The 17409-nt window shown below is 61.4% G+C and carries 16 protein-coding genes and 1 riboswitch; of the genes, 8 read left to right on the top strand and 8 right to left on the bottom strand.

Features of this window, described 5'->3' with window-relative positions; translation table 11 throughout:
• Positions 1-16 precede the first annotated feature (16 nt).
• The 3 genes from QU606_RS02445 to tkt form a co-directional block, all read right to left on the bottom strand.
• Positions 17-1180 (bottom strand): phosphoglycerate kinase, encoded by a 1164-nt coding sequence (locus QU606_RS02445; protein WP_024077846.1) that lies wholly within the window; start codon positions 1178-1180, stop codon positions 17-19.
• 18 nt (positions 1181-1198) lie between these two features.
• A complete protein-coding gene (epd, locus tag QU606_RS02440) occupies positions 1199-2248 on the bottom strand; it encodes an erythrose-4-phosphate dehydrogenase (protein WP_024077847.1) in 1050 nt (349 codons plus the stop codon).
• Between the two features lie 209 nt (positions 2249-2457).
• Positions 2458-4455 carry a transketolase gene (gene tkt, locus QU606_RS02435; protein ID WP_024077848.1) on the bottom strand — a complete coding sequence of 666 codons (1998 nt, stop codon included), beginning with the start codon at positions 4453-4455 and terminating at the stop codon, positions 2458-2460.
• Between the two features lie 272 nt (positions 4456-4727).
• Between tkt and QU606_RS02430 the strand changes: the two genes are divergently transcribed.
• The 5 genes from QU606_RS02430 (at position 4728) to QU606_RS02410 (ending at position 9725) form a co-directional block, all read left to right on the top strand.
• Positions 4728-5723 carry a metalloregulator ArsR/SmtB family transcription factor gene (locus QU606_RS02430; protein WP_304998076.1) on the top strand — a complete coding sequence of 332 codons (996 nt, stop codon included), beginning with the start codon at positions 4728-4730 and terminating at the stop codon, positions 5721-5723.
• A 19-nt stretch (positions 5724-5742) separates the two neighbouring features.
• Complete coding sequence (gene metK / locus QU606_RS02425) at positions 5743-6933, top strand: methionine adenosyltransferase (RefSeq protein WP_024077850.1); 1191 nt, start codon at positions 5743-5745, stop codon at positions 6931-6933.
• A gap of 219 nt (positions 6934-7152) precedes the next feature.
• The gene (locus tag QU606_RS02420; RefSeq protein WP_024077851.1) at positions 7153-7500 is read left to right on the top strand and encodes a hypothetical protein; all 348 of its coding nucleotides are present in this window, start codon (positions 7153-7155) and stop codon (positions 7498-7500) included.
• A 98-nt stretch (positions 7501-7598) separates the two neighbouring features.
• Positions 7599-9260 (top strand): NAD-dependent DNA ligase LigB, encoded by a 1662-nt coding sequence (gene ligB, locus QU606_RS02415; protein ID WP_370531083.1) that lies wholly within the window; start codon positions 7599-7601, stop codon positions 9258-9260.
• 69 nt (positions 9261-9329) lie between these two features.
• Positions 9330-9725: a DUF1090 domain-containing protein gene (locus tag QU606_RS02410; protein WP_024077853.1), complete on the top strand. Its 396-nt coding sequence runs from the start codon at positions 9330-9332 to the stop codon at positions 9723-9725.
• Positions 9726-9731: 6 nt separating this feature from the next.
• Here QU606_RS02410 and QU606_RS02405 read toward each other — a convergent pair whose 3' ends face one another.
• Positions 9732-10181, bottom strand: coding sequence for a cytochrome c (locus QU606_RS02405; protein WP_024077854.1), 450 nt, complete (start codon positions 10179-10181; stop codon positions 9732-9734).
• Positions 10182-10309: 128 nt separating this feature from the next.
• Between QU606_RS02405 and QU606_RS02400 the strand changes: the two genes are divergently transcribed.
• Positions 10310-11494, top strand: coding sequence for a murein transglycosylase A (locus QU606_RS02400; RefSeq protein WP_102623702.1), 1185 nt, complete (start codon positions 10310-10312; stop codon positions 11492-11494).
• A gap of 124 nt (positions 11495-11618) precedes the next feature.
• Here the strand turns inward: QU606_RS02400 and QU606_RS02395 are convergent, their stop codons facing one another.
• Both QU606_RS02395 and QU606_RS02390 read right to left on the bottom strand, forming a co-directional pair.
• A complete protein-coding gene (locus QU606_RS02395) occupies positions 11619-12005 on the bottom strand; it encodes an MAPEG family protein (protein ID WP_024077856.1) in 387 nt (128 codons plus the stop codon).
• 31 nt (positions 12006-12036) lie between these two features.
• Positions 12037-12870, bottom strand: a complete 834-nt coding sequence (locus QU606_RS02390) for an EamA family transporter (protein ID WP_024077857.1) — start codon at positions 12868-12870, stop codon at positions 12037-12039.
• 124 nt (positions 12871-12994) lie between these two features.
• On the opposite strand from QU606_RS02390, the gene QU606_RS02385 reads away from it, so the two are divergent.
• Entirely contained in the window at positions 12995-14254 is a 1260-nt protein-coding gene (locus tag QU606_RS02385; protein WP_304998074.1) for a sodium:proton antiporter, read from the top strand.
• Here QU606_RS02385 and QU606_RS02380 read toward each other — a convergent pair.
• Both QU606_RS02380 and QU606_RS02375 read right to left on the bottom strand, forming a co-directional pair.
• Positions 14248-15135 carry a formate/nitrite transporter family protein gene (locus tag QU606_RS02380; protein WP_024077859.1) on the bottom strand — a complete coding sequence of 296 codons (888 nt, stop codon included), beginning with the start codon at positions 15133-15135 and terminating at the stop codon, positions 14248-14250. The two genes, QU606_RS02385 and QU606_RS02380, sit on opposite strands and share 7 nt — an antisense overlap.
• Positions 15136-15211: 76 nt before the next feature.
• Positions 15212-15616 carry an acyl-CoA thioesterase gene (locus QU606_RS02375; protein ID WP_041161043.1) on the bottom strand — a complete coding sequence of 135 codons (405 nt, stop codon included), beginning with the start codon at positions 15614-15616 and terminating at the stop codon, positions 15212-15214.
• A 198-nt stretch (positions 15617-15814) separates the two neighbouring features.
• Positions 15815-15921: riboswitch (S-adenosyl-L-homocysteine riboswitch) on the top strand.
• A 21-nt stretch (positions 15922-15942) separates the two neighbouring features.
• Here QU606_RS02375 and ahcY point away from each other — a divergent pair.
• Positions 15943-17352 (top strand): adenosylhomocysteinase, encoded by a 1410-nt coding sequence (ahcY, locus tag QU606_RS02370; protein WP_069077187.1) that lies wholly within the window; start codon positions 15943-15945, stop codon positions 17350-17352.
• Positions 17353-17409: the final 57 nt, after the last annotated feature.

Genomic DNA, 17409 nt, shown 5'->3' with positions numbered 1-17409 from the left:
TTCCTGATCGCGCGCCTTAGCCTTTGGCCCGGCTTTCCAGGACTTCAACGGCAGGCAGGACCTTGCCTTCAACGAACTCGAGGAACGCACCGCCACCGGTAGAAATGTAGGAGATCTGGTCGGCAACGCCATATTTGTCGATGGCCGCCAGGGTGTCGCCGCCGCCGGCGATGGAGAATGCCGAGCTTTCGGCAATCGCCTTGGCCAGCACTTTGGTGCCATTGCCGAACTGATCGAACTCAAACACACCCACCGGGCCGTTCCACAGGATGGTCTGGGAAGCCTTGAGCAGCTCTGCGAAGTTGGCCGCGGTTTGCGGGCCGATATCCAGGATCATGTCGTCGGCGGCCACATCGTCGATCAGCTTGACGGTCGCTTCGGCGCTTTCCGCAAATTCCTTGGCCACGACCACGTCCACTGGCAGCGGTACGCTGACCTTGGCAGCGATGGCGCGCGCGGTGTCGAGCAGGTCCGGCTCGTACAGGGACTTGCCCACCGGGTGACCCGCGGCCGCCAGAAAGGTGTTGGCAATGCCGCCGCCGACGATCAGCTGGTTACAGATCTGGCTGAGGCTATTGAGCACGTCCAGCTTGGTGGAAACTTTCGAGCCGGCCACGATGGCGGCCATTGGCTGTGCGGGCGCACCCAGGGCCTTGCCCAGCGCGTCCAGTTCAGCAGCCAGCAGAGGGCCGGCAGCGGCGACCTTGGCAAACTTGGCCACGCCATGGGTCGAACCTTCGGCGCGGTGGGCGGTACCGAAAGCGTCCATCACGAACACGTCGCACAGGGCCGCGTATTGCTGGGCCAGTTCGTCGCTGTTCTTTTTCTCGCCTTTGTTGAAGCGCACGTTTTCGAACAACACGATGTCGCCAGGCGTGACGTCGACGCCCCCCAGGTAGTCAGCCACCAGTGGCACGTCCCGGCCCAGGGCCTTGCTCAGGTAGTCAGCCACAGGCTTGAGGCTGTTTTCGGCGGAGAACTCACCTTCGGTCGGACGACCCAGGTGGGAGCAGACCATCACGGCCGCACCTTTTTCCAGAGCCAGCTTGATGGTCGGCAGCGAGGCCAGGATTCGCGCATCACTGGTGACAACACCGTCCTTGACTGGGACGTTGAGGTCTTCGCGAATCAGTACGCGCTTACCTTGCAGATCGAGGTCGGTCATCTTCAACACGGTCATGGGAGGCAATTCCTGAGGCTAAAGTTTTGGAGAGGCTGTTTGCAGATAGTGTTCTGCGACGTCCAGCATACGGTTGGCAAACCCCCATTCGTTGTCGAACCAGGCCAGGATGTTCACCAGCCTCGGGCCGGAAACGCGGGTCTGGCTGGCATCGACAATCGCCGAATGCGGGTCATGGTTGAAATCACAACTGGCGTGGGGCAACTCGGTATAGGCCAGAAGGCCCTTGAGCGGGCCGCTGGTGGCGGCGTCACGCAGGATCCGGTTGACCTCCTCGGCATCGGTGTCGCTGACGGTTTGCATGGTGATGTCCAGGCAGGACACGTTCACCGTCGGCACCCGTACGGCTTTGGCCTGAATTCGCCCGGCAAGTTCCGGCAACAGTCGTTCGATGCCGCGCGCCAGGCCGGTGGACACCGGAATCACTGACTGGAACGCCGAGCGCGTGCGGCGCAGGTCTTCGTGGTGATAGGCGTCGATCACCGGCTGGTCGTTCATCGCCGAGTGGATGGTGGTAATCGACACGTAGTCCAGGCCGATCGCCTGATCCAGCAGGCGCAACAGCGGTACGCTGCAGTTGGTGGTGCAGGAGGCATTGGACACCAGCAACTCATGACCGGTGAGGCAATCCTGGTTGATGCCGTAGACGATGGTGGCGTCGACATCCGCCTCGCTGGCCATCGGCTGGGAAAACAACACTCGCGGGGCGCCGGCATCGAGAAAACGCTGGCCATCGGCGCGGGTGTTATAGGCACCGGAGCATTCCAGCACCAGGTCGACGCCCAGCGCCGCCCAGTCGATGCCCTCGGGGGTGGCACTGCGCAACACTTTCACGCAGTCGCCCTTGATATGCAGACAATCGCCTTCGACCCGCACTTCGCCGGGAAAGCGGCCGTGGGTGGAGTCAAAGCGTGTCAGGTATTCGATGCTGGCCATGTCGGCCAGGTCATTGATCGCGACAATTTCAAAACCGGCCGCCGCCCCTCGCTCGAACAGAGCACGCAAGACGCAACGACCAATGCGGCCGTAGCCGTTGAGTGCAACTTTGTAGGGACGCGGTTGGGGCATGGGGTTCTCGCAGTGGGGGCGACATAAACCATCTAACCAATGTAGGAGCGAGCTTGCTCGCGAAGATCGTCAACGATAACGCAGCGTTTCTGATGTGACGCGGCGCTCTCTCGTTCTTCGCGAGCAAGCTCGCTCCTACAGAGGGTGCGATGGGCAGTCGCCAACGCACATCTGTGTGCAGCGGCCAAATTGGCCGCCGCGTTCGCGCTTTAGTCTTCCAGCAGCTCTTCAGCCTGACCCAGGATGTTATCCAGGGTGAAACCGAATTCTTCGAACAACGCCGGTGCCGGCGCCGACTCACCGTAGGTGGTCATGCCGATCACGCGGCCTTCCAGGCCCACGTACTTGTACCAGTAGTCGGCGTGGGCCGCTTCGATGGCGATACGCGCGCTGACCTGCAACGGCAGCACCGACTGTTTGTAGTCGGCATCCTGGGCTTCGAACACGCTGGTGCACGGCATGGAAACAACGCGCACGTTGCGGCCCTGGGCAGTCAGCTTGTCGTATGCCTGGACGGTCAGGCCCACTTCGGAACCGGTGGAGATCAGGATCAGCTCCGGCTCGCCGATGCAGTCCTTGAGCACGTAGCCGCCACGGCTGATGTCGGCGATCTGCGCGTCGGTACGCACCTGGTGTTGCAGGTTCTGACGAGAGAAGATCAGCGCCGAAGGGCCGTCCTTGCGCTCGATCGCATGTTTCCAGGCCACGGCGGATTCGACCGCGTCGGCTGGGCGCCAGCAATCCAGGTTCGGCGTGGTACGCAGGCTGGTCAGTTGCTCGACCGGCTGGTGCGTCGGGCCGTCTTCGCCCAGGCCGATGGAGTCGTGGGTGTACACATGGATCACACGCTTCTTCATCAGCGCCGCCATACGGACTGCGTTACGTGCATATTCCATGAACATCAGGAAGGTCGCACCGTAAGGCACCAGGCCGCCATGCAGGGACACGCCGTTCATGATGGCGCTCATGCCGAACTCGCGCACACCGTAGTACATATAGTTGCCGCTGGCGTCTTCGGCCGAGACACCTTTGCAGCCTTTCCACAGGGTCAGGTTGGAACCGGCCAGGTCGGCCGAACCGCCGAGGAACTCGGGCAGCAGCGGGCCAAAGGCGTTCAGGGTGTTCTGGCTGGCTTTACGGCTGGCGATGGTCTCGCCCTTGGCCGCGACTTCGGCGATGTAGGCCGAGGCTTTTTCCGAGAAGTCGGCAGGCAGGTCACCGGCCAGGCGGCGTACCAGCTCGTTGGCCAATTCCGGGAATTCAGCGGAGTAGGCGGCGAAGCGCTGGTCCCACTCGGCTTCGGTGGCCAGGCCTTTTTCCTTGGCATCCCATTCGGCGTAGATGTCGGCCGGGATTTCGAACGGACCGTGGTTCCACTTCAGCGCGGCGCGGGTCAGGGCGATTTCCGCGTCACCCAGGGGGGCACCGTGGCAGTCTTCTTTACCTTGCTTGTTGGGCGAACCGAAACCGATGGTGGTCTTGCAGCAGATCAGCGTCGGCTGCTCGCTCTTGCGGGCGGTGTCGATGGCGGTCTTGATTTCTTCCGGATCGTGGCCGTCGACATTGCGGATCACCTGCCAGTTGTAGGCTTCGAAACGCTTAGGGGTGTCGTCGGTGAACCAGCCTTCGACTTCGCCGTCGATGGAGATGCCGTTGTCATCGTAGAAGGCGATCAGCTTGCCCAGGCCCAGGGTACCGGCCAGGGAAGCGACTTCATGGGAAATGCCTTCCATCATGCAGCCATCACCCAGGAACACGTAGGTGTGGTGGTCAACGATGTGGTGGCCAGGGCGGTTGAATTGCGCGCCCAGGACTTTTTCAGCCAGCGCGAAACCTACGGCGTTGGCCAGGCCTTGGCCCAGGGGACCGGTAGTGGTCTCGACGCCTGGGGTGTAGCCGAATTCCGGGTGGCCCGGGGTGCGGCTGTGCAGCTGGCGGAAGCTCTTGAGGTCATCGATGGTGACGTCGTAGCCGGTCAGGTGCAGCAGCGAGTAGATCAGCATCGAGCCGTGGCCGTTGGACAGCACAAAGCGGTCACGGTCGGCGAACGATGGGTTGCTCGGGTTGTGTTTCAGGTAGTCACGCCAAAGTACCTCGGCGATATCCGCCATGCCCATCGGGGCACCGGGATGGCCGCTGTTGGCTTTTTGCACGGCATCCATGCTGAGGGCACGAATGGCGTTGGCACGCTCACGACGGCTGGGCATCGCTGTTCTCCTGAGGATTTTGAATAGTGAGTGATTAAAAGAAACGGAAAAAAGGACCGGCATTTTCCCTCAGCCACCGCCTGCGGGCAATGACAGATAGTCACTTGCAGGTGTTTTTCCTGTGCTTTGCGCGGCAATCGCTTGCAGAAACCTTTAACCGCTTCGTCTAAAGGTTATAGCGACTGTTTATAACCGCCACTTATCGTCCAATATCAAAACTTTTTGATATTGGCCTTGCGAGGAGACCCACCCGTCACTAGACTGCTGGCCTTATGAACCTACCCGTGCCCTCCCTGCGTCCTGACGACGGCGATGACCTGGCAGCCTTGTGCAAGGCCGCTGGTGACCCGTTGCGCCTGAACGTATTGCGCGCACTGGCCAACGACTCTTTCGGTGTACTGGAGTTGGCGCAGATTTTCGCCATTGGCCAGTCCGGCATGAGCCACCACTTGAAGGTATTGGCCCAGGCCGACCTGGTAGCCACCCGCCGCGAAGGCAATGCGATTTTTTACCGCCGCGCCCTGCCCCACTCCGACGTGCTCGGCGGAAAGCTTCATGCCGCCCTGCTCGACGAAGTGGACAGCCTCAACCTGCCCAACGACGTGCAATCACGCATCGGCCAGGTACACGGACAACGCGCTGCGGCCAGCCAGGACTTTTTCTCGCGGGTTGCCGAGAAGTTTCGTGCCCAGCAGGACCTGATCGCCGGTTTGCCCCAATATCGCGAAAGCGTACTGGCGCTATTGGACAAGCTGAGCTTCAGTCATGAGGCCACGGCATTGGAAGTCGGGCCTGGGGATGGCGGCTTTCTGCCAGAACTGGCGCGCCGTTTCGGCCAGGTCACCGCGCTGGACAACAGCCCGGCAATGCTTGAGCTGGCACGCCAGCTCTGCGAGCGCGAGGCGTTGGGCAATGTCCGCCTGCAGTTGGCCGATGCGCTGACTCATACGGGCCTGAAGGCCGATTGCGTGGTGCTGAACATGGTCCTGCACCATTTCGCAGCCCCCGCCGACGCCCTCAAGCAGATGGCGAACTTGCTGCAACCCGGCGGTAGCCTGCTGGTTACAGATTTATGCAGCCACAACCAGAATTGGGCCAGGCAGGCCTGCGGTGATCTCTGGTTGGGTTTTGAACAGGACGACCTGGCCCGTTGGGCCACCGCTGCGGGGCTCGTTCCCGGGGAAAGCCTCTATGTAGGTTTACGTAATGGTTTCCAGATTCAGGTCCGCCATTTTCAGCGACCGGCTGGCGACACTCACCATCGGTAAATATCAGGAAAACATCGAGATGAGCGAATACTCCCTTTTCACCTCCGAGTCCGTGTCTGAAGGGCATCCGGACAAAATCGCCGACCAGATTTCTGATGCGGTGCTGGACGCCATCATTGCTGAAGACAAGTTCGCCCGTGTGGCGTGCGAGACTCTGGTGAAAACCGGTGTAGCGATCATCGCTGGCGAAGTGACCACTACCGCCTGGGTTGACCTGGAGCAGATCGTTCGTGACGTGATCACCGACATCGGCTACAACAGCTCCGACGTAGGCTTTGACGGCGCTACCTGCGGCGTGATGAACATCATCGGCAAGCAGTCCCCTGACATCAACCAGGGCGTCGACCGGGCCAAGCCTGAAGATCAGGGTGCCGGCGACCAGGGCCTGATGTTCGGCTACGCCAGCAACGAAACCGACGTGCTGATGCCAGCACCGATCACCTTCTCGCACCAGCTCGTGCAACGTCAGGCCGAAGCGCGCAAATCCGGCCTGCTGCCTTGGCTGCGCCCGGACGCCAAGTCCCAGGTGACCTGCCGTTATGAAGGCGGCAAGGTGGTCGGCATCGACGCGGTCGTCCTGTCGACCCAGCACAACCCGGACGTTTCCTACGCCGACCTGCGCGAAGGCGTGATGGAACTGATCGTCAAGCACGTGCTGCCCGCCGAACTGCTGAGCAAAGACACTCAGTTCCATATCAACCCGACTGGCCAGTTCATCATCGGTGGCCCGGTCGGCGACTGCGGCCTGACCGGTCGCAAGATCATCGTTGACAGCTACGGCGGCATGGCCCGGCATGGCGGTGGCGCGTTCTCCGGTAAAGATCCGTCGAAGGTTGACCGTTCCGCGGCCTACGCCGGTCGCTACGTGGCCAAGAACATCGTCGCCGCCGGCCTGGCCGAGCGCTGCGAGATCCAGGTGTCCTACGCCATCGGCGTGGCCCAGCCTACGTCGATCTCGCTGAACACTTTCGGTACCGGCAAGATCAGCGATGACAAGATCGTCAAACTGGTGCGCGAGATCTTCGACCTGCGCCCTTACGCGATCACCACCATGCTCGACCTGCTGCACCCGATGTACCAGGAAACCGCAGCCTACGGCCACTTCGGTCGTACCCCTGCGCAGAAGACCGTCGGCGACGACACCTTCACCACCTTCACCTGGGAAAAGACCGACCGCGCCAACGACCTGCGCATTGCTGCCGGCCTGTAATCGCTCGCGTCATCCAAAGCCCTGCCGGGTTTTCCCGGCGGGGCTTTTTATTGTCGGGTGAATCGCGGTGACGTTCACATTTTTTGGATCCAAAGCTTGCAGGCCAAATAATGGCCCACTAGAATCCGCGCCCTCTCGGGCCCTCCACCTTAATTGGATATTGCACTGCGCCAGCCCGGGATAGATAAGTGCGCAGGCAATCGAACATTGAGGTTTTTCATGCGCATCTCCACGCTCGTCCCCGCCGCCCTTCTGCTCAGCCTGCTCGCCCTGCCGGCCCACGCCGCCGACCTGAGCGCCCTGAGTGGCGCCCTGACCTCCCAACTGGGTGGCAATGCCGGCGACTGCCAGAAGCAAGCCGCAGACCTGCAAACCAAAATCGATGCGGCCGAAGCCAGCAAAGACACCATGAAAGTGAAGGCATTCAAAGCCGCACAAGACCAGGTCAACAAAGGTTGCAACAAACTCGCTGAAACCCAAGCCAAAGCCGACGCCAAGCAGCAAAACCAGGAAGCCAAGGCGGATAAGCCGGACGCCGTGAAAGCCTTGGGTGGTTTGTTCAAGTAACTGGAAACACCCGGTAAAAAGCCCCGCACTGCCGGGGCTTTTTTGTGGAAGAGAGGATCATTTAGGCTGGGCGCCCTTTTCGAGCAAGGATGCTCATGATGCGTTCAGTGATCACTCTTCTAGTCAGTGCTCTGCCCATTTTGTGTTGGGCAGATGAATGCCCTGATGAAGCCAGGTCGCAGGTCAATACCCTCGCCGAACACATTCGCCTGTGGGATGACAGCTACCATCGACTCGGCCATTCGCCCATCAGCGATGAGCTCTACGACCAGGCCCGCCAGCGCCTGGCCAACTGGCGCCAATGCGTCTCCCCCTCCGCGGCGACCACAGACAAACCGCTGGCCAGTTCACGCGGCACCGTGCCGCACCCGACTGCCCATACGGGCCTGGAAAAACTGCTGGATGAACAGGCCGTTGGCGAATGGTTGCGCGTGCGCCAGGATGTCTGGATTCAACCCAAGGTCGACGGCGTTGCCGTCACGCTGGTGTACCGCCAGGGCCACTTGAGCCAAGTCATCAGCCGCGGTGACGGCCGACTCGGCCAGGATTGGTCAGCCTCTTCCAGCAGGATCCCGGCCATCGTCCAACGCTTGCCTGAACCCATCGACCTGGTGTTGCAGGGCGAGCTCTACTGGCGTCTCGACGACCACGTGCAATCGGCACAGGGTGGGCTCAATGCCCGCAGCAAAGTGGCCGGGCTGATGAACCGTCGCCAGCTGAGCGACGCCGATGCAGCCGGAATCGGCCTGTTCGTCTGGGCCTGGCCCGAGGGTCCGGAGGACTTTACCGAACGTCTGGCTACCCTGGCGCGCTGGGGGTTCACGGACAGCCAAGACTACAGCCACCCCGTCGATAGCATCACCGAAGCCGCCCATTGGCGCACCCACTGGTATACCCATCCACTGCCGTTCGCCAGCGACGGCGTGGTGTTGCACCAGGCCGTGCGCGCCCCCGCCGAACGCTGGCAGGTCAGCACGCCTTACTGGGCAGTCGCCTGGAAATACCCCGCAGCCAAGGCCCTGGCGCTGGTGCGCAACGTGCAGTTCAAGATCGGCCGCACCGGGCGCATCACGCCGTTGCTGGAACTCGAGCCGGTGCGGCTGGACGACCGGCAGATCAGCCGGGTCAGCGTCGGCTCCCTGAAACGCTGGCAAGCGCTGGACATCCGCCCCGGCGACCAGGTTTCCATCAGCCTCGCCGGCCAAGTGATCCCACGCTTGGACGAGGTCATCCTGCGCAACGAAACCCGAGTCGCCATGGCCGTGCCCCATCCCCGGGATTTTCACGCGCTGAGCTGCTGGCAACTCGACCCCGGCTGCGAAGAACAATTGCTCGCGCGCCTGACCTGGCTGAGCGGCAACCAGGGCCTGGCGTTACCGCATTTGGGCCGCGAGACCTGGAACGTATTGATCCAGGCCGGTCTAATCGCTGGCTTTCTCGATTGGTTAACCCTGGATGCGGCAGAGCTTGCTAACATTGATGGCTTCGGCGATCGCAGCCGTGCGCGACTGCTCGACAGCATTCGCAGCGCGCGGCAACGGCCTTTCGCGCAATGGCTCAAAGCCCTGGGTGTACCGCCCGTGGCACGCAATAACCTGGAAGGCGGCTGGCAGACGCTGGTCGCCCGGGACACCCAAGCCTGGCAGGCCATCGATGGCATTGGCCCGGGTCGCGCAGCGCAATTGAGCGCTTTTTTTCACGACCCACAAGTCCAGGCGTTGGCTGAGACACTCCGCGTGGCCGGGATAGACGGGTTTTGAACCGGCCCGGCCACCTTTGAACCACGGCAGAATTCACCCTGCCATCCGATTGCGACCTTGGAGCTCCACATGAAATTTCTAGCCCCCCTTGCCCTGTTGACCGTCGCAAGCTTCATGGCCACGCCATCGCTGGCGGCCGAAGACACGCAACCCCTGACCGGCTGCGCCGCCAAGCGCCAGGCCATCAGCACCCAGATCGAACAGGCCAAGGCCCATGGCAACAGCGAACAACAGGCCGGCCTGGAAAAAGCCCTGGCTGAAGTCACCGCCAACTGCAATGACGCCGCCTTGAAGAAGGAACGCGAAAACAAGGTGCTCGACGCCAAGCACGAAGTCAGCCGTCGTCAGGCCGACCTCGACAAAGCGATGAAAAAGGGTGACGCGGACAAGATCAACAAGCGCAAGGACAAGCTTGCCCAGTCACGCAAAGACCTGCAGGACGCCGTGGAAGAGCTCGACCAGTAAAATCGGTCAGTGGTCTCGGAACTGTTTATGGCAAGCGCTGCAGGCATCTTCAACTTTCTGCACCGCCGGCCCCAGGTTGGCGGCCTTGTAAGGCTGCACCTGGCTGGCGATCACCAATTCACCGGTGGCCGCTTCAAGGTTGCGCGCCAGCTCCTGGAAACGTGCCTGCTGCTGCCAGACATCGTCCTTTGCGCTGGTGTGATCTTCTTCGCGCACACTCGGAAAATGCTTCCAGGGCTCATGGGACAGGGCATCGAGCTTGACCGCCCCTTCGGCGAACTTTGCGCCGTCGAACGGGATGCGCCCACGCAACATGCCGCCCAGGTCTTCGCCGGTTTTGAGCATCTGCTTGAAGATCGCCTTGCGCTGGCCCAGGGGGGAGTTGGGGTCAACACCGCCACAGGCAGACAAGGCCAGGCAGGCCAGCAATACAACCGTCAATTTTTTAAAAGTCATGGTGGCTCACGGTCACGGAAAACGGCGGCCAGTATCCTCGCCCCGCCCGAAAAGACCAATAGCCCTATTAATAATAAGGGTTGCCCCAACGCGCGATGGCGCAGGCAATCGCTTCAGGAATTACCCCTATGAATGTCACCTTGAAACCCTGGAGCCGCCGCCTGGCGTGGGCTCTACCGATGATCGCGCTGCTGGCCGGCTGCGACGCGGGCAAAGATGCCGGCAAAGATGAAACCGTAAAACCCCATGCCATAGCCACCTACGTGAACGCACCGTGGGAAGCGTTGCCGGCGGTGTCCGACAGCGACCTGCTGGCCGGGTTTGAATCCTGGCGCAGCGCCTGCCAGCGTCTCAAGGCCGACCCTGTGTGGGGCGCCACGTGCACGGCGGCGGCCGCAGTGCCGGGTGATGCCGTGGCAATCCGCGGCTTCCTCAAGGAGCGCCTGGATGTGTTCGGCCTGCGCTCGGCGGACAATAGCCCGAACGGCCTGATCACCGGCTACTACGAACCGGTCTACCCCGGCAGCCTGACCCAGACCGCCAGCGCCCATGTGCCGGTGTACGGCGTGCCGGATGACCTGATCATCGTCAACCTGGAAAGCATTTACCCCGAACTCAAGGGCAAGCGCCTGCGCGGCCGCCTCGAAGGTCGCGTGCTCAAGCCCTATGACGATGCCAGCACGATCAATGGCCAAGGCTCCAGCGCCAAGCCGATCGCCTGGCTGACCAACCCGATGGACCTGCAATTCCTGCAGATCCAGGGCTCCGGCCGTATCCAGCTGGCCGGCGGTCGTCAACTACGCGTCGGCTACGGCGACCAGAACGGCTACCCCTATCGCCCTATCGGCCGCTGGCTGGTGGAACAAGGCGAACTGAAAAAAGAAGACGTGACCATGGGCGCCATCAGCGCTTGGGCCAAGGCACACCCGCAGCGCATTCCCGAGCTGCTGGCGAGCAACCCCAGCTATGTCTTCTTCAGCGCCCGCCCCGACAGCAACGAAGGCCCACGCGGCTCGCTGAATGTGCCATTGACCGCCGGCTACAGCGTGGCGGTGGATCGCAAGGTGATCCCACTCGGTAGCCTGTTGTGGCTGTCGACCACCAAGCCCGATGGCTCACCGATCACAAGGCCCGTGGCGGCCCAGGACACGGGCGGCGCCATTACCGGCGAGGTGCGGGCAGACTTGTTCTGGGGCACGGGCGATGCCGCGGGCGAGCTGGCCGGCAACATGAAGCAGCAGGGGCAGATCTGGATGCTGTGGCCCAAAGGCGCAGCGTTACCGCAGGTACCGGATGCGCCCGCCGGCAGCTGACAGCCACTGACCGTCAACGATGAAACCGGCCGTTGTGGCCTCCCGTTGGGCTGCGTAGCGGCCCCAGCGGTTTTGGGAGCGCTACGCACGCCAGCGGGAACAAGCGTGCTCCCGCGAAGCCAGGTCAGATCGAGACGAAGAAGAAACTCGCAATCAGCACCATGCCCACCGTCCACACCAACGAACGCAATATCGCCCAGTCCGCCAGGTAGCAGATGATGTACAGCAGGCGGCTGGTGATAAACAGCACCGCCAACACGTTGATGGTCACCAGCGACGCCGTACCGGCGATGTGCGCAATGATCACCGCCGCGGCAAACGCCGGGGTCACTTCAAAGCTGTTGAGTTGCGCACTGTGAGCACGCTTGGCAAAGCCTTCGAGGGTATCGAGGAAAGCGCGCGGGTCGTGGTTCTGCCTGAGGCCGAACTTGCCGCCACTGAACTTGGCGACGCCCGTGCACAGGTACGGCAGAAAGATTGCAATCAACACACACCAGAAAGCCGCTGTCATCACTCATTCCTTTTTTGGTTTTATCCGACGGTTAGAGCTTCATCACGAACATGCCGATCAGCACCAACCCACAGGCTATGAGCCGTGGCCGGCCGAAAGGTTCTTTCAGATAACGCATGCCGAACAACACCACCAGGATCACGCTGACTTCCCGCAGCGCGGCAGCCTCGGCAATCGAGCCCAACTGCATGGCCCAGAGCACCAGAGCGTAGCTCAACAATACGCAGAACCCCACGCTCAACCCCAGCCGCCATTGGGTGCGCCAAAACAGGTTGAACGCCGCGCGCTTGCGTACCACCGCCAGCAACGGGAATGGCCAGGCGCTGATCAGCGTCAGCCACACCAGGTAATCCAGCGGGTGTGACCAGCGCCGCAATGCCTGGCCGTCCAGGAAGGTATAGCAGCCAATGCACAGGCCGATCAGCGCCACTACCGGCAACATCGACCAGGGCAAACGGTCGCCACCACCGCCCTGCCATAGCAGGCACAGCATGCCGAACGGGATCAGCAGGATGCCGAGGATTTGCTGGGTGCTCAGCACTTCACCGGCGAACACCAGAGTCAACGCCAGTACCACCAGGGGCGACAGGCCACGCATCAGCGGATAGACCAGCCCCAGGTCGCCGACGCGATAAGCTTGAATCAGCAGATAACGGTAGAGCAGCTCAAACAGCGCCGAGGCGATGATCCACGGCCAGATGTCCAGCGGCGGCACCGACACAAACCCCACCGCCAGCACCACAAACAGCAAGGCCACAGTGTCCATGCAAGCGATCACAAGCAGGCGCTCGCCGCTGAACTTGATCAAGGTGTTCCAGGTCGCATGCAACAGCGCCGCTACCAGCACCAGAGCTGTCGCTACCAATGCAATCTCCTTAATTGATTCGTGATGTATCAACGCCTGTTTATACTAAACGCCGCCTCGGCGCACCTGTCGCGCCTGCATCTGCCCAGTTGAATCCCCTCTCCCACCTCCCCAAGGACCCCGGATGCTTGAACTTGTCGCCGCCTTCATTTGCCTCACCACCCTGCTCACCTATGTGAACTTCCGTTTTATCGGCCTGCCGCCCACCATTGGCGTGATGGTCACCGCCCTGCTGTTTTCGCTGATCCTGCAAGGCCTGAGCGTGCTCGGCTACCCGGGCCTGGAGGAACGTATCCAGCAGTTGATTGGCCAGATCGACTTCGGCGACCTGCTGATGAACTGGATGCTGTCGTTCCTGCTGTTCGCCGGCGCCTTGCACGTGAACCTCAACGACCTGCGCAGCTACCGTTGGCCCATCGGCCTGTTGGCGACCTTTGGCGTGCTGATCGCCACCGGGGTGATCGGCAGCCTGGCGTACTACATCTTCGCCCTGTTCGGCTGGCACGTGAGTTTCCTCTACTGCCTGCTGTTCGGCGCGCTGATCTCGCCCACCGACCCGATTGCGGTGCTGGGCGTGCTGCGTACCGCCAATGCGTCGAAACCACTGAAAACCACGATCGTCGGCGAGTCGCTGTTCAACGACGGTACAGCCGTAGTGGTGTTTACCGTATTGCTGGGTATCGCACAGTTGGGCGAGACGCCCACCGTGGGCGCCACCGCGATGCTGTTCGCCCATGAGGCAATCGGCGGCGTGGTGTTTGGCGGGCTGATCGGTTACCTGATCTACCTGATGATCAAGAGCATCGAACAGCACCAGATCGAAGTGATGCTGACCCTGGCATTGGTGATCGGTGGCTCGGCGATGGCCACCGAACTGCACGTCTCGGCACCGATTGCGATGGTGGTGGCAGGCCTGATCATCGGCAACCTGGGCCGCAAGCTGGCGATGAACGATATGACCCGGCGCTACCTGGACGGTTTCTGGGAGTTGCTCGACGACATGCTCAACGCCCTGCTGTTCGCGTTGATCGGCATGGAGTTGTTGCTGTTGCCGTTCAACTGGCTGCATGTGTTCGCGGCCAGCTTGCTGGCGGTGGCGATCCTGCTGTCGCGCCTGCTGACAGTGGCCCCGGCGATCCTGCTGCTACGGCGCTGGCGCACGGTACCTCGCGGGACTATTCGCATCCTGACATGGGGCGGGCTGCGCGGTGGGGTTTCGGTGGCGCTGGCGCTGGCCCTGCCGTTGGGCCCGGAGCGCGACCTGCTGCTGAGCATCACCTACATTGTGGTGCTGTCGTCGATCCTGTTGCAGGGACTGAGCATCGGCAAGCTGGTCAAGCGCGTGACCGAGGGCGAACCCCAGGCCACGCCCGACACTCACTGACCCTTGTCAATCTGCTGCGGATGCCTGGGGTCCGCAGCCTTTTTGCCCGGCAAACTGCTTTCACTGCGAATCTGCGCATGGCTGATCAGCGCAAAGATGAAGCTGCCGCCAATGATATTGCCGGCCAGGGTCGGCCCGGCGAAGACCAGCCAGAAATCCTTCCACGGCAGCTCACCGGCGAACACCAGGTAGGACACCTCGGCCGAGCCCACGACGATGTGAGTGAAATCGCCCAAGGCCATCAGGTAGGTGATCAGGATGATGATCCACATCTTGGCGCTTTCCATGGACGGAATCATCCACACCATGGTCGCGATCATCCAACCGGAAACAATGCCTTTGGCAAACATCTGGCCGGCATCGTTTTCCATGATCTTGCGCCCGATTTCAAGGAAAGCATGGTCGGTCTTGGTATCGAAGATCGGCAGGTGCAGCATCACGTAGGCCACCAGCAGAGTGCCGCACAGGTTGCCCACCAGCACCACGCTCCACAACCTCAACAAGCGTCCGGCGTTGGCCAATGTAGGTTTGCTCATCACCGGCAACACCGCGGTCAGGGTGTTTTCGGTGAACAACTGCTGGCGTGCAAGAATCACCGCCAGAAAGCCCGCACAGTAACCGAAGCTGGCGATCACCTTGAACGCCTCGCCGTCCGGCAGGCGGGAATTGAGTAGCCCCATGGCCATCAACGACAGCCCCATGGTCAACCCGGCGGCCAGCGCCGACCACCACAAGGCAGCGACACTTCGCTCCAGCTCCTGGTCGCCCTGGGTACGGATGATTTCGTGCAGCACCGCTGCGCGGGGCGGTTGGTTTTTGTCGACGTCGTGCTGTTCTTCCTGCGACAGGTTGGGGGTCTTGCCGTCTTCTTGGGTGGCCATGGTGATACCTGAACGAGGGGGCGGTGTTCAGGTACGACCTATCGCCTATCAAGAGCGTTCACTGCCACCCGCAGGATTAATTCTTGATGCCGTCTTCCTGGAATTGGTCCTTGACGTACTTGATCTCGGTACGGCCATGGGGCGCGGGTAAACCGTCCTCGCCGAGGTTGACGAAGACCATTTTTTCCACGGTCAGGATGCTTTTGCGGGTGATCTTGTTACGCACTTCGCAGGTCAGGGTAATGGAGGTGCGGCCGAACTCGGTGGCGGTGATGCCCAATTCGATGATGTCGCCCTGGCGCGAGGCGCTGACAAAGTTGATTTCGGAGATGTACTTGGTCACCACACGCTGGTTGCCCAGCTGGACAATCGCGTAGATGGCTGCTTCTTCGTCGATCCAGCGCAGCAGGCTACCGCCGAACAGGGTGCCGTTGGGGTTGAGGTCTTCAGGTTTTACCCATTTGCGGGTGTGAAAGTTCATGGTCACTCCAAAGCGCGTGGCGAAATGATGGGCAACATCATGGCAGAGCCTGCCCCCAAGCTCTATGCGCCATTGCCTATCAAGCCGATGAGCGATCTTCATGTCGTCGACAGAAAGGCTTGGGAAGTGCCGCGTACACGGCTATAATCGCCCCCGCTTCAAAACGGTCATCTTCAGTTGATACCGTTCTCCCGCCACCTGTCCGAGGGGCGCTGCAGCAGGCTAGGCCTGTCAGGCTCGGATGGGGCGTTGTCCGGCCTGGTTGTCCTGGCCTGATACTAAACGCACAACGGCGCCCATTCGCACACTACGAATGGAGGCTCTTCATGAGCGCTGTAATTACGCCTGCAGATTTCACCGACTACAAAGTCGCCGACATGTCCCTCGCCGCCTGGGGTCGTCGCGAAACCTTTATCGCCGAATCCGAAATGCCAGCCCTGATGGGCCTGCGTCGCAAGTACGCCGCTGAGCAGCCGCTCAAGGGCGCGAAGATTCTCGGCTGCATCCACATGACCATCCAGACCGCCGTGCTGATCGAAACCCTGGTTGCCCTGGGTGCCGAAGTGCGTTGGTCGTCCTGCAACATCTTCTCGACCCAGGACCAGGCCGCTGCCGCCATCGCCGCCGCCGGTATCCCGGTATTCGCCTGGAAAGGCGAGACCGAAGAAGAGTACGAGTGGTGCCTGGAGCAAACCATCCTGAAAGATGGCGCGCCATGGGATGCCAACATGATCCTCGACGACGGCGGCGACCTGACCGCGCTGCTGCACACGAAGTACCCGCAGATCCTCGACCGCGTCCACGGCGTGACCGAAGAAACCACCACTGGCGTGCACCGCCTGCTGGACATGCTGGCCAAGGGCGAGCTGAAAATCCCGGCCATCAACGTCAACGACTCGGTGACCAAGAGCAAGAACGACAACAAGTACGGCTGCCGTCACAGCCTGAACGATGCCATCAAGCGCGGCACCGACCACCTGCTGTCGGGCAAGCAAGCCCTGGTGATCGGCTACGGTGACGTGGGCAAGGGTTCGTCCCAGTCCCTGCGTCAGGAAGGCATGATCGTCAAGGTTTCCGAAGTCGACCCGATCTGCGCCATGCAAGCCTGCATGGACGGTTTCGAAGTGGTTTCGCCGTTCATCGATGGCGTCAATGACGGCACCGAAGCGAGCATCGACAAGGCCCTGCTGGGCAAGATCGACCTGATCGTGACCACCACCGGCAACGTGAATGTTTGTGATTCGAACATGCTCAAGGCCCTGAAAAAGCGCGCCGTGGTGTGCAACATCGGTCACTTCGACAACGAGATCGACACCGCTTTCATGCGCAAGAACTGGGCATGGGAAGAAGTGAAGCCACAGGTACACAAGGTTCACCGTACCGGCGCTGGCGCTTTCGACCCACAGAACGACGACTACCTGATCCTGCTGGCTGAAGGCCGCCTGGTTAACCTGGGCAACGCCACCGGCCACCCAAGCCGCATCATGGACGGCTCGTTCGCCAACCAGGTACTGGCGCAGATCTTCCTGTTCGGCCAGAAGTACGCCGACCTGTCGCCAGCCCAGAAAGCCGAGCGCCTGACCGTGGAAGTACTGCCGAAGAAACTCGACGAAGAAGTGGCCCTGGAAATGGTCCGCGGCTTCGGCGGCGTGGTGACTCAACTGACCAAGACCCAGGCCGACTACATCGGCGTGACCGTCGAAGGTCCGTTCAAGCCGCACGCTTACCGCTACTAAGTAACCAGCCCGACCTGCTGTACCTGTAGGAGCGAGCTTGCTCGCGAAAAACTCAAA

This window comes from Pseudomonas sp. OVF7 (genome assembly GCF_030644265.1).
GTDB classification, from domain to species: domain Bacteria; phylum Pseudomonadota; class Gammaproteobacteria; order Pseudomonadales; family Pseudomonadaceae; genus Aquipseudomonas; species Aquipseudomonas gorinensis.
This window is presented reverse-complemented; position numbering and strand designations above follow the sequence as displayed.

Excerpts from the sequence above, each read along its gene's own strand:
- QU606_RS02445 (WP_024077846.1), bottom strand. The coding sequence starts at position 1,180 with ATGACCGTGTTGAAGATGACCGACCTCGATCTGCAAGGTAAGCGCGTA.
- epd (WP_024077847.1), bottom strand. The coding sequence starts at position 2,248 with ATGCCCCAACCGCGTCCCTACAAAGTTGCACTCAACGGCTACGGCCGC.
- tkt (WP_024077848.1), bottom strand. The coding sequence starts at position 4,455 with ATGCCCAGCCGTCGTGAGCGTGCCAACGCCATTCGTGCCCTCAGCATG.
- QU606_RS02430 (WP_304998076.1), top strand. The coding sequence starts at position 4,728 with ATGAACCTACCCGTGCCCTCCCTGCGTCCTGACGACGGCGATGACCTG.
- metK (WP_024077850.1), top strand. The coding sequence starts at position 5,743 with ATGAGCGAATACTCCCTTTTCACCTCCGAGTCCGTGTCTGAAGGGCAT.
- QU606_RS02420 (WP_024077851.1), top strand. The coding sequence starts at position 7,153 with ATGCGCATCTCCACGCTCGTCCCCGCCGCCCTTCTGCTCAGCCTGCTC.
- ligB (WP_370531083.1), top strand. The coding sequence starts at position 7,599 with ATGCGTTCAGTGATCACTCTTCTAGTCAGTGCTCTGCCCATTTTGTGT.
- QU606_RS02410 (WP_024077853.1), top strand. The coding sequence starts at position 9,330 with ATGAAATTTCTAGCCCCCCTTGCCCTGTTGACCGTCGCAAGCTTCATG.
- QU606_RS02405 (WP_024077854.1), bottom strand. The coding sequence starts at position 10,181 with ATGACTTTTAAAAAATTGACGGTTGTATTGCTGGCCTGCCTGGCCTTG.
- QU606_RS02400 (WP_102623702.1), top strand. The coding sequence starts at position 10,310 with ATGAATGTCACCTTGAAACCCTGGAGCCGCCGCCTGGCGTGGGCTCTA.
- QU606_RS02395 (WP_024077856.1), bottom strand. The coding sequence starts at position 12,005 with ATGACAGCGGCTTTCTGGTGTGTGTTGATTGCAATCTTTCTGCCGTAC.
- QU606_RS02385 (WP_304998074.1), top strand. The coding sequence starts at position 12,995 with ATGCTTGAACTTGTCGCCGCCTTCATTTGCCTCACCACCCTGCTCACC.
- QU606_RS02380 (WP_024077859.1), bottom strand. The coding sequence starts at position 15,135 with ATGGCCACCCAAGAAGACGGCAAGACCCCCAACCTGTCGCAGGAAGAA.
- QU606_RS02375 (WP_041161043.1), bottom strand. The coding sequence starts at position 15,616 with ATGAACTTTCACACCCGCAAATGGGTAAAACCTGAAGACCTCAACCCC.
- ahcY (WP_069077187.1), top strand. The coding sequence starts at position 15,943 with ATGAGCGCTGTAATTACGCCTGCAGATTTCACCGACTACAAAGTCGCC.